The organism is Solibacillus sp. FSL H8-0523, from assembly GCF_038051985.1.
Classification (GTDB): Bacteria; Bacillota; Bacilli; order Bacillales_A; family Planococcaceae; genus Solibacillus.
Genome location: NZ_CP150291.1, coordinates 3021291 through 3033376, shown reverse-complemented (window position 1 = coordinate 3033376; position 12086 = coordinate 3021291). Strand labels below are relative to the sequence as shown.

The following is a 12086-nucleotide window of genomic DNA, read 5'->3' as shown; positions in this document are numbered from 1 at the left end:
AACATCTATTGTTTTGTTTTTAACTCACAAGGTTTACTATAACGTAGTCATGTGATATAAGTAAAATTAATATTTCTAATAACAGATATAAGTGGTGGTTATATGATAGCGAAATTAGAACTGTATCGAATTTTTAATGCAGTGAGTCGGAATAAAAGCTTTTCAAATGCGGCAAAAGAGCTGTACATGACACAGCCAGCAGTGAGTCAGTCAATCTCAAAGCTCGAAAGGGAACTCGAAACCTTACTATTTAATCGTACACCTAAAGGGGTTACACTCACGAATGAAGGCGAACTTTTACATGAATATGTAAATTCTGCGTTAGGTATTCTCGATGCAGGGGAAGAAAAAATAGCTGAATTTAAAAACCTACAAACGGGACAATTACGTCTTGGGGTAGGTGATACGATTTCACGCCATTTCCTCTTACCATATTTAGAAACGTTTCATATTAGATATCCTGGGATAAAATTAAAAGTATTAAACGGGACTACGAGTGAAATTTTAACGTTTATCAAAGCAGGGGAAGCAGATTTAGGGATTTGCAACTTGCCAGTAACGGATGACCACCTTCAAGTTGTACCTTGTAAGGAGATTCATGATATATTTGTATGCGGGCAAAAATATAAAAACTTAACAAAAAAACCAATTAGTTTCGATATGCTAATGAAGTTGCCACTCATTTTTTTAGAGAAAAAGGCGAATTCACGCAACTATGTGGAAAGCTATTTAAAGGAACAAGGGTATGCGATTTCACCAGAGTTTGAGCTGGGTTCGCATGATTTGGTATTAGAATTTGCGAAAATTAATTTGGGTATTGCAAGTGTCACAAAGGAATTTTCGATGGATTATATTGAGCGTGGTCTTTTATATGAGATTGAGTTACAACAAAAAATCCCAAAACGTAACATTGGCATCGTGCATTTAAAAACCGTGCCGATTTCACAAGCAACCAAAAAATTTATCGCCATTGTCGAACCAGGGATTATACATTAACAGAAAATGAGGAAACGATATGTCAAACGACTTTAAACAATACAATTTATCAGAAGAAATTACACGAGCGCTGAGCGATTTAGATTACCATACACCATCAGAGGTGCAACATAAGGTATTACCACATGCATTAGTGAACAAAGATTTAATCGTCAAAGCTCAAACAGGTAGCGGGAAAACAGCAGCGTTTGCGATTCCGGTTTGTGAAAATATCGACTGGTTAGAAAACAAGCCACAAGCGTTAGTATTAACGCCAACACGTGAGCTAGCCGTGCAAGTGAAGGAAGAATTTACAAATATCGGGCGCTACAAACGCGTAAAAGCAGCCGCATTATATGGTAAGCAACCATTCCGTTATCAGCAAGATGAGTTAAAGCAAAAAACACATGTTGCAGTAGGAACACCAGGCCGCGTACTCGACCATATTGAAAAAGGGACATTAAAGTTAGATAAAATTCGCTATGTGATTTTAGATGAAGCGGATGAAATGTTAAATATGGGCTTTGTTGAGCAAGTTGAGGCGATTTTATCACATATTACAGAGCCGCATGTGACGATGTTATTTTCTGCGACGGTACCAGAGGAAATTAAATCCCTTGCAGGTCGTCATTTAAATAATGCACTAGATATCGAAGTCCATTCAGAGCAGCAAGCACCAAAAATCGAGCATGCGATGATTGAAGTGCCAGAAGAAGCGAAACTCGCAGCACTTGAAAAAGTAGCCGTTGTTGAAAATCCAGATACATGTATCATTTTCTGTCGTACAAAGGCGCGTGTTGATGAAGTATATGATTATTTATATGACCGTGAGTATAGCGTCGATCAATTGCACGGCGGGATGGAGCAATCAACACGTTTAATGGTGATGAATGATTATAAGCGAGGGGATTTCCGTTATTTAGTTGCAACAGACGTGGCAGCACGCGGGATCGATATTGATAATATTTCACTAGTTATCAACTTTGACCTTCCACTTGAAAAAGAGGCATACGTGCACCGTACAGGTCGTACAGGCCGTGCCGGAAAAGAAGGGAAGGCTGTTACATTTGTAACGCCACATGAATATAACTTTTTAGCAAGCATTGAAGAATATATCGGCTATAAAATTGCACCGGCTCCACTACCTACGCATCAGGAAGTTGCAGCAAAAGCAGAGGCATTTGAGAAAAAAATGCAAGCCCGTCCACAAAAGAAAAAGCAAAAGAATGAAAAAGTAGATGCAAACATTACGAAGCTTTATTTCAATGGTGGGAAAAAGAAAAAATTACGCGCGGTTGATTTTGTCGGCACACTCTGTAAAATTCCAGGTATCACAGCAGCAGATATTGGGATTATTACAATTTTAGATGCCTCAACGTTTATCGAAATTTTAAACGGTAAAGGCCATGCCGTATTAAAAGCAATGAAAACAACGCCAGTTAAAGGTAAGCTATTAAAGGTTCATATTTCGAATAGTACAAACTGAGAAAAGTGCCAAAGTACCTTTTTAGCCTAGACACGGATAGAACGGTAAAATTTTATACTTGCTTATTTTAAAAAAAGCATTCACCTCTGAATTAATAATTTAGAAGTGAATGCTTTTATTTTGGGTTAAATGTATTTTTGATGTAAAACCAGATCATGTTGGCAAGTTCAATGGCTTCTGCTTCGTGTGATGAACTAGAAAAAGCAGCGCGGAATGGTTTTAATAAGGCTTCGATGACTGCCCCACGTAAAGGGTTACGTAAGAGCTCTTCCAGTAAAGTTTTTGTAAATTGAAGCCCAATAACATGTGTTTCGTTATATTGTAATTCAGATAAGAAGCCCTCGAGTTTTTCGATAATCATTTCTTTTGTAACGGTTTGATAGTACGTATTTTCATCAATGAGCTGTAGAGAACCTGCTGTTATTAAAACATCATTGGATTTTTGCATTTCGGGTAAAATAACTTTAATATTACGAAACGCAAGTGAAACCATTGTTTTCACATCCGCAGATTTACTATAAAAAGCGCGGTGTGCTAATGATAAGTGCTGTACAATGCCAAAAAATACAATCGATAACTCAAGTGTATACGGACACGCCTCTTCACCAAATACATCTATAAAGCGATTGGACAGCCATTCTACTTCTAATAAGCGATTACGCATCAGTGCATCCCGCAATTCAATATCATTTGATTGAAAAATCCCTTCAAAAACGGACACAAGATTTTGTTCTTTATTCAATTGCCTTAAAACAATAATTTGTTCAATCAAAACGTTTTCATCTGCTGGATCATTGCCATCGAGTAATTCGTGACGGCGTAAGCTCGCTTCGTAGCGTACCTGTTCTAGGATAGCCATAAAGCATTCGGTTTTTGATGAGAAGTAGTTATAAAAGGTACCTTTTGAAATCATAGCTTTTCCTAAAATATCTTGAATGGACGTATTATGAAAGCCCTTTTCAGTAAATAATTGAAGTGCCGCATCGAGTACCTGTCTTTTTCGTAAATTCATTATATGCCCCCGTGTAATTTGTACTTATAGTTTACTGTTTAACAATGGAAACTACAACGTTTTTGGACTATCGGTATAAAAAAGTTGAATTTATTGGACTATGAGTATAAAATGATTCGAGTGTAAAAATATTTATTCATTTGACAAGAAAAAAGGGGTTTCATTTATGGAAAAAACTCAAGACGTGAAAACGTTTAAAAAACCTCCTTATTTAATGATTGCTGTATTATTTGTTGGGGCATTCGTAGCGTTTTTAAATAACACGTTACTTAACGTAGCACTACCTTCAATAATGGTGGCATTTGATATTGAGGACTTTTCAACCGTACAATGGTTGGCAACAGGATATATGCTGGTAAGTGGTATTTTAGTGCCGGCGTCCGCTTATTTAATTACGAAATTTAAAACGCGTTCATTATTCCTTTTATCGATGGTGATTTTCGTTGTGGGTACAGCGATGGCTGCGTTTGCACCATCATTTGGCTTTTTATTAGCAGGCCGTATGATTCAAGCGGCAGGGGCAGCGACAATGTCTCCGCTGTTAATGAACGTCATGTTAATTAGCTTCCCCGTTGAAAAACGTGGGACAGCGATGGGGATTTTTGGTTTAGTTATGGTGTTAGCACCTGCAATTGGACCAACATTATCTGGTTGGATTGTTGAACATTATGACTGGAGCGTTCTGTTCAAAATGATTTTACCGATTGCTGTAATTGCCTTATTACTAGCAGTTTGGAAGTTAGACAATGTTTTACCAAACCGTCCAGCGAAAATTGATATTTTCTCACTTGTATTGTCAACAATCGGCTTTGGTGGTTTATTATACGGTTTTTCTACAGCAAGTGCTGCTGGCTGGGATGCAATCGAAGTTTGGGGCACAATCGCAGTAGGTGCGGTTGGGATTATTTGGTTCGTTATCCGTCAGTTCCAATTAGAGGAACCATTACTTGATTTACGTATTTACACATTTCCTGCGTATGCATTAGCTTCAGTAGTTTCAATGGTATTATCTGTAGCGATGTTCTCAGGGATGATTTTAACACCCGCTTATGTACAAAATATCCGTGGTATTGAGCCGTTTGAAGCAGGCTTGATGATGCTACCGGGCGCAATTGTCATGGGGATTATGTCGCCAATTACGGGTAAATTATTCGATAAATTTGGCCCTCGTATTTTAGCAATGACAGGTTTAGCGATTGCAACAGGTGCTACGATTGGACTTGGTTATTTAGAGGTTGATTCTACGTATACATTCATCATTACGATGTACACAGTTCGTATGTTGGGTATTTCAATGGTCATGATGCCAATTATGACAAACGGTTTAAATGCATTACCAAACCGTTTAAATGCACACGGTACAGCGATGAACAATACGGCGCAGCAAGTTGCAGGCGCAATTGGTACGGCTGTATTAATAACGATCTTTAACGCGCATACAAAAACTCGCGCAGCTGAAATCGTTGCGGATATGCAAGCAAATGCCGTTCCTGGTGCAGCACAGCCAAGCGCAGAACAATTAGCGCAGCTACAACAACAAATTACACAACAGGCCATGTTAGATGGGATTACCTATTCATTCTTCGTGGCAGCCGGTATTACGGTTCTAGCGTTTATTTTAGCGGCATTCATGAAACGTGTAGATATTACAAAACGTGAAGACTATACAGGCAAGTAGCCAGAACAAAAATAAATATTAAATCGGTAGAGCATTCGTAGCTCTACCGTTTTTTCTTTTTCCATATTCGGGTATAGTGAAAGAGTAAAAAAAGGAGTGACGCTATGATTCAACAATTAGGCCAAGTCATGCTCTATGTCAATGACCAAGAACAGGCTAAACAATTTTGGATAGAGAAATTAGGCTTTGAGCTTATTTCAGACGTCGATAATGGGCTGCGCATCATTACACTTGCGCCAACAGATGACGCACATACGAGCCTTGTATTACATGACAAAAAGAAAATTCAAGAAATGTCACCAGAGTTAAATTTAGGTGCACCGTCATTAATGTTTTACGGCGAAAATTTAGAGGTGCTGTATGAAGAATACCAAGCAAAAGGGATTACGGTTGGAGAACTGGTGAGTATGGAGTTTGGCAAAGTATTTAACTTTGCCGATGATGAAGGTAATTATTTCGCGATTACAGAAAAATAACACGAAAGGGATGAAAAATACGTTTCATCCCTTCTTTTTTTGGAGTAATTTTCGTGCTTTTTCTGTGTTGGCGAAGTGCCACTTTGTCATGGATTTCAGCGTTTCTTCGCCGTGCTTTAACCAAATTTTTGCAGCCATTTCATCTACTTTGCCGCTTGCGCCTTTTTGTATGGGAAAGCCAACAATTTCAGCTAGATGATCCATTTCTTTTAAAAATGCATAGCGCGCTAAAATCGAAGCTGTAGCAACTGCAACATGTAAATTTTCCGCTTTTGTAGAAAAAAGTACATTTTCACGAATAATTTGTTTTTCGTTTTTAATATGATTATAGTAGATGCCGCGCTCAGCAAATTGGTCGATTAAAATATAATCGGGTTTATCGGGTGCGATTTTTGTTAATACATGCTTTAACGCTTGATTGTGTAACAGCGCTTTGATTTTCCCTTGTGAATAGCCACGTGCTTGGATGGCATTATACTTATCATTACGTAGCGTTAAAATGCTGTGAGGACAAACTTTCATTAAGTCTGGTGCAACCTTACGCATATACTCGTCCGTTAATTGCTTCGAATCTTTAACACCAAGCTCCTGTACAAGTGCAATTTTATCAGCCGGCACGTAAACCGCTGCAACGGTGACAGGTCCGAAATAATCGCCGGTGCCGGTTTCGTCTGAGCCAATCACAGAAAATGTTGCAAAGTTTTCAGGTAGTTTGTCGCCTTTTGTGTTCGTTATTTTTGATGTCGTTGTGGTAGCGCCCGTAGACCAACGTGCGGCTTCACGCTGCGCACCAGCACCTTGAAACATCACCTTGCCGGATTTATAAGCGGTAATGGCGGTATCAGCAAGCTTAGCTGCGAAAATGACACCCGGTGCCTTGCGTTCGATTAACGAAGTTTGATAATGCATTTTAATTTTTTGTTGAATCGCAGAAGAAACTTGTAAAACAATATTTGTCATAGGAATTCCTTTCATTAACGTAAGTTAACACAAGTATAGCGTGAATTGTAAAAAAGTGAAAATGACATATTGTTTTGCTAATTCCGATAGACAATACAGGCATACGGTTGCGATAATGAAATTGGAAATGATATGATGTACAATATAAAAATGGCATCGTTTTAATAACAACAGAAATCAGACGTGCACAACATGCAAATAATTCAAAATCGCGGTGTTGATGACTGTTTATATCTTCTTTTTTGGAGGGGTTACTTTGGCTGAGCAAGAAAAGAATCGCATATCCGTAGAAATCTATGGGCATACATATAAAATGGTAGGAACAGAATCAACAGGTCATATGCGATTAGTCGCGTCGATTGTTGACGACAAGATGCGTGAAATTAGCGGACTGAATCCGTCATTAGATAGTGCCAAGCTTGCTGTCTTAACAGCAGTGAATTCCGTTCACGATTATTTATTATTAAAAGAGCAATATGAACAATTAGAAGAACAATTGAAACAGTTGAAGGGTTGACATACATGTTAGATTTATTTATTCTTGCAGTCTTTATTATTAGTTTAATTATTGGTGCCAAGCGTGGATTAATTGTGCAATTAATCAATATCGCAAGCTTTTTAATTGCGCTAGTAGTCGCGATTATTTACTATAAGCCACTTGCTGATAAATTTGTGCTATGGATTCCGTATCCAGGCTTTACGGAAGGTTCCACGATGACTCTAGTGCTAGATTCACTGGATGTCGATCGTACGTTTTACCGTGTATTTGCCTTTGCACTGATTTTCTTTGCGGTGAAAATTGCTTTACAAATTTTAGGTTCGATGTTTGATTTTTTAACGTATTTACCTGTACTAAGTTCGGTAAACTACGTATTAGGTGCGGTGCTATGCTTTATTGAGGCCTACATTATTTTATTTATCGGGTTATATGTCATTGCATTACTACCGATTGAATCGATTCAATCGATTGTCGACAGCTCGTTCTTAACAGGGCTAATACTCGAACATACACCAGTGATCACGAGCATCTTCCAAAACTGGTGGTATATTTATAAAAATTAGAGTTACCTTAATTCACCAGGTGCTTACTACCTACTAAAATGAAGTGAAAGCCGAATCTAAAAATCATGTGAAAGCTTCTCTCGATTTTCGGGGGAGGCTTTTTTAAAGAGAGGGGTATTATTATGAATAAAAAGATCATTATTCGCACATTAGAAAAAATTGCGTTATATATGGAATTACAAGCTGAAAATCCGTTTAAGGTATCGGCATTTCGTAAAGCGGCTGCCGCACTTGAAGCAGACGAGCGAAGTCTAAGTGAAATTGAGGATATTACGGCTATTAAAGGCATTGGTAAAGGGACAGCTGCGGTGATTTTAGAATTAGTGGAAACAGGGAAATCTTCCACACTAAAAGAATTGGAAGCCATTGTACCAAAAGGGCTTGTACCCTTAATGAAGCTACCTGGCTTAGGCGGGAAAAAACTGGCGAAGCTCTATCAAGAGTTAACTATCACAGATGCAGAATCGTTAAAAGCGGCATGTGAGGCAGGGAAAGTCCGTGAATTAGCAGGCTTTGCGGCAAAGACGGAAGAGAAAATTTTAAAAGAGCTTGAAAACTTTGGCACACGCAAAGAACGTTTACCGATTTGGCAGCTTGAGCCGGCAGTACTTGAAATTAATGCGTTACTGGAAAGTATACCGGAAGTGGAGAAGTTCTCGGTAGCCGGCAGCTTCCGACGTGTAGCAGAAACGAGTAAGGATATTGACTTTATCGTTGCTACAAGTGCATATGAAGTCGTACGAGAGGCAATTTTAACACGCTTAGCCATTTTAGAAACAATTGCAGCGGGGGATACGAAGGTATCTGTTGTTTTAGACCGCGAAGAGCCGATTAGTGTCGATTTCCGTTTAGTAAAGCGTGAAGAATATGCGACGGCTTTACATCACTTTACCGGTTCCAAGGATCATAACGTCCGTATGCGTCAGCTGGCGAAATCAATGGGAAAAAAGATTAGTGAATACGGTGTTGAGCAAGAAGATGGCTCGGTTGTAACATTTGAAACCGAAGAGCAGTTTTTCGCACACTTTGATTTACCGTTCATTCCGCCGACTGTGCGTGAAAGTGGAAAAGAGCTAGACCGTTTAGACGAGTTGGATGGGTTAGTGCAATTACAAGATATCGTCTCCGATTTACACATGCATACAACATGGTCAGACGGTGCGCATAACGTAGAGGAAATGGGCCAAGCGCTCATAGCTAAGGGCTATACACACGCAGTCATTACCGACCACTCACAATATTTAAAAGTGGCAAACGGTTTAACGCCAGAGCGTTTAGCGCAGCAAAAACTCGATATTTATGCATTTAATGAAAAAAATCCAAAGTTCCGCTTATACCACGGGACAGAAATGGACATTTTACCAGATGGTACCTTAGATTTTGATGATGATGTACTAAAAGAGCTAGACTTTGTCATTGCGTCGATTCACTCAAGCTTCACACAATCTCAGGATAAAATTATGGCACGTTTAAAAACGGCTGTAGAAAATCCGTACGTGCATATGATTGCACATCCAACAGGTCGAATCGTTGGTGAACGTGGTGGCTATGACCCTGATGTGCCACTTTTAATTGATTGGGCAGCGGAGCATGGTAAAATAGTAGAGCTGAACGCCAATCCATACCGTTTAGATTTATGCATCGAGCATTTACAGCTAGCGATGGAGAAAAATGTGAAAGTCGCGATTAATACCGATGCGCATGCGATTGATCAGTTGCGCTTTATGGAAATCGGCGTGAAATATGCACAAAAAGCATGGTTAAATAAAGAGTTAATCGTCAATACATGGTCAAAAGAGCAATTTGAAGCCTTTATTAAAAGATAAGTAAATATAAAATTTCACCTTTATAGCAGTGTCTAGGCCTTCGCGCCAGCCCCTTGGCCATTTCGAACCCTCCTGCAAAAGTGGTGGAACGTTTACTTTTGCGACGGGTCCTCCAATGTCTGTCGGGGCTAAACGGGCGCGAATGCACTTTTCTTAATGAAAAATAAATAATAGTACTAGGAGGTGTTTTTCATGATCGAACAGCGAGCATTGAAAACACTAGAATTTGATAAAGTCCGCGAACAAGTTGCGGCATTTTGTACGAACTCAATTGGGAAGCAAGCGATTGAAGAGTTAGTACCTGAAACGAATTTTGAAACTGTCGTTGAATTATTAGCCGAAATGGATGAAGGCCTAGCGATTTTACGCGTGAAAGGCAATGTACCATTAGGCGGTATTTTTGATGTGCGTCCACATGCACGTCGCTCACAAATCGGCGGCATGCTGAGCCCAATGGAATTAATGGAAATCGCAAGCACCATTCGTGCAAGTCGTATTTTGCGTAATTTCATTGAAGATATTGAATCAGAAAAGGCCATTGAGATTCCTCATTTTAGTGAGCGTAAAGAACAAATGCCGGTACTCACAGCATTGCAGCATGAAATTAATGACTGTATTGATGATAACGGAACAGTACTGGATTCTGCGAGTGCTACACTGCGCTCGATTCGTCAGTCACTGCGTTCTGAGGAGTCAAAGGTACGTCAAAGATTAGAGAGCTTAACGCGCGGTTCGAATGCCACAAAAATGCTATCAGACGCGATTGTTACCATTCGTAATGACCGCTTTGTTATTCCAGTAAAACAAGAATACCGTTCGCATTACGGTGGGATTGTGCATGACCAATCTGCATCTGGGCAAACATTATTCATTGAGCCGGAGTCAGTAATTCAGGCCAATAATGAAGTGCAACGTCTAAAAGTGAAAGAAAAAGCTGAGATTGAGCGTATTTTATTAGAGCTAACAGCAAAGGTAGCGGAAGTTGCCCATGACCTGTTTGTTTTAGTGCAGCTACTAGGTGAAGTGGATGTCATTTTGGCAAAAGGCAAGTATGGTCAAGCAAATAAATGTACGATGCCGAAAATGAATCAAGACGGCTATACACGTTTAGTACGTGCACGCCACCCACTTTTAGCAATTGAAGAGGCGGTCGCAAACACAATCGAATTTGGGCGTGATGTAACGGCAATCGTTATCACGGGTCCAAATACAGGTGGTAAAACGGTTACGTTGAAAACAGTTGGTCTTTGTACGTTAATGGCGCAGTCTGGCTTACCAGTGCCTGCACTTGATGGTTCGGAGCTTTCGGTGTTCGATCAAATTTTTGCGGATATCGGTGATGAGCAATCGATTGAACAGTCACTGTCAACGTTCTCCTCTCATATGGTGAACATTGTTGATATTTTAAGTAAATTTGATGAAAAATCACTCGTACTATTCGATGAATTAGGTGCGGGTACGGATCCTCAAGAAGGGGCGGCCCTAGCGATTTCTATTTTAGATGAAGTGGTAGACCGTGGTGCCCGTGTCATGGCAACGACGCATTATCCGGAGTTAAAAGCGTATGGCTATAACCGTCCGCTAGTAGTGAACGCCAGTGTCGAGTTTGATATCGAAACACTGAGTCCAACCTATCGTCTACTGATCGGTGTACCGGGACGTTCGAATGCTTTTGAAATCTCAAAGCGTTTAGGGCTAACAAACACCGTGATTGACCGTGCGAAGTCGTTTACAGGCACTGATCGTCACGAAGTTGAGTCGATGATTGCGTCATTAGAAGAAAGCCGTCTTCGTTCAGAGCGTGAAGCGGATGAAGCGCACATCTTACTTGAAGATGCTGCACAAATTCGCGCGGAGCTTGAAACGCGCTTACGCACATATGACGAAAAGAAAGAAAGCTTAGAGAAAAAGGCGAAAGATAAAGCGCGTAAAATTGTTGATGAAGCGAAGCGTGAGGCAGAAAGCATCATCGAAGAATTACGTAAAATGAAAGCCGATGCTGCTGCCAACGTAAAAGAGCACGAGTTAATCGATGCAAAAAAACGTTTAGATGAAGCCGCACCACAAGAAAATAAAGTGCTACAAAAAGCAGTCGCTGTACGTGAACGTAAGCAAAACTTACAAGTCGGCGATGAAGTTAGAGTGTTAAGCTACGGTCAAAAAGGAACAATTCTCGATCAATCAGGCGACGAGTGGGTTGTGCAAATCGGGATTTTAAAAATGAAGCTACCAGATAGCGATTTAGAATACATCAAGCCGGAAAAAGAAAAAGTAACGCGTGCCTCAATGAACGTCAAAAACCGTAATTCACATGTGAAACTTGAGTTAGATTTACGCGGAGAACGCTATGAGGATGCACTTATCCTTACAGAAAAATATTTAGATGATGCACTACTGGCTAATTATCCACGTGTATCAATCATTCATGGTAAGGGTACCGGGGCACTGCGCCAAGGCATTCAAAGTTTCTTGAAAAAAAATAAGCGCGTCAAATCCTACCGCTATGGTGAAGCAGGCGAGGGTGGGTTCGGTGTGACCGTTGTTGAGCTAAAATAATGGTTGCTCCTTTTGCAAAATTAGCTAATATTAGGTATAAGAAGAAAATTTGTTA

At 39.9% G+C, this 12086-nt stretch carries 10 protein-coding genes; 8 read left to right on the top strand and 2 right to left on the bottom strand.

The window, feature by feature from the left end; genetic code table 11:
- Positions 1-102 precede the first annotated feature (102 nt).
- Entirely contained in the window at positions 103-996 is an 894-nt protein-coding gene (locus NSQ62_RS15160; protein ID WP_341320973.1) for a LysR family transcriptional regulator, read from the top strand.
- A 19-nt stretch (positions 997-1015) separates the two neighbouring features.
- On the top strand, positions 1016-2461 hold the full coding sequence (locus tag NSQ62_RS15155; RefSeq protein ID WP_341320972.1) for a DEAD/DEAH box helicase: 1446 nt from the start codon (positions 1016-1018) through the stop codon (positions 2459-2461).
- 115 nt (positions 2462-2576) lie between these two features.
- Here the strand turns inward: NSQ62_RS15155 and NSQ62_RS15150 are convergent, their stop codons facing one another.
- Positions 2577-3473, bottom strand: coding sequence for a TetR/AcrR family transcriptional regulator (locus NSQ62_RS15150; protein WP_341320971.1), 897 nt, complete (start codon positions 3471-3473; stop codon positions 2577-2579).
- A 166-nt stretch (positions 3474-3639) separates the two neighbouring features.
- Here NSQ62_RS15150 and NSQ62_RS15145 point away from each other — a divergent pair, with 166 nt between their 5' ends.
- On the top strand, positions 3640-5151 hold the full coding sequence (locus NSQ62_RS15145; RefSeq protein ID WP_341320970.1) for a DHA2 family efflux MFS transporter permease subunit: 1512 nt from the start codon (positions 3640-3642) through the stop codon (positions 5149-5151).
- A gap of 104 nt (positions 5152-5255) precedes the next feature.
- Entirely contained in the window at positions 5256-5627 is a 372-nt protein-coding gene (locus NSQ62_RS15140; protein ID WP_341320969.1) for a VOC family protein, read from the top strand.
- A gap of 24 nt (positions 5628-5651) precedes the next feature.
- On the opposite strand, the gene rnhC is transcribed toward NSQ62_RS15140, so the two are convergent.
- On the bottom strand, positions 5652-6587 hold the full coding sequence (gene rnhC / locus NSQ62_RS15135) for a ribonuclease HIII (protein ID WP_341320968.1): 936 nt from the start codon (positions 6585-6587) through the stop codon (positions 5652-5654).
- 256 nt (positions 6588-6843) lie between these two features.
- Between rnhC and zapA the strand changes: the two genes are divergently transcribed.
- The 4 genes from zapA (at position 6844) to NSQ62_RS15115 (ending at position 12031) form a co-directional block, all read left to right on the top strand.
- The gene (zapA, locus tag NSQ62_RS15130) at positions 6844-7104 is read left to right on the top strand and encodes a cell division protein ZapA (protein WP_341320967.1); all 261 of its coding nucleotides are present in this window, start codon (positions 6844-6846) and stop codon (positions 7102-7104) included.
- A gap of 5 nt (positions 7105-7109) precedes the next feature.
- A complete protein-coding gene (locus tag NSQ62_RS15125) occupies positions 7110-7649 on the top strand; it encodes a CvpA family protein (protein ID WP_341320966.1) in 540 nt (179 codons plus the stop codon).
- 122 nt (positions 7650-7771) lie between these two features.
- The gene (polX, locus tag NSQ62_RS15120) at positions 7772-9475 is read left to right on the top strand and encodes a DNA polymerase/3'-5' exonuclease PolX (RefSeq protein WP_341320965.1); all 1704 of its coding nucleotides are present in this window, start codon (positions 7772-7774) and stop codon (positions 9473-9475) included.
- Positions 9476-9667: 192 nt separating this feature from the next.
- A complete protein-coding gene (locus NSQ62_RS15115) occupies positions 9668-12031 on the top strand; it encodes an endonuclease MutS2 (protein WP_341320964.1) in 2364 nt (787 codons plus the stop codon).
- Positions 12032-12086 lie beyond the last annotated feature (55 nt).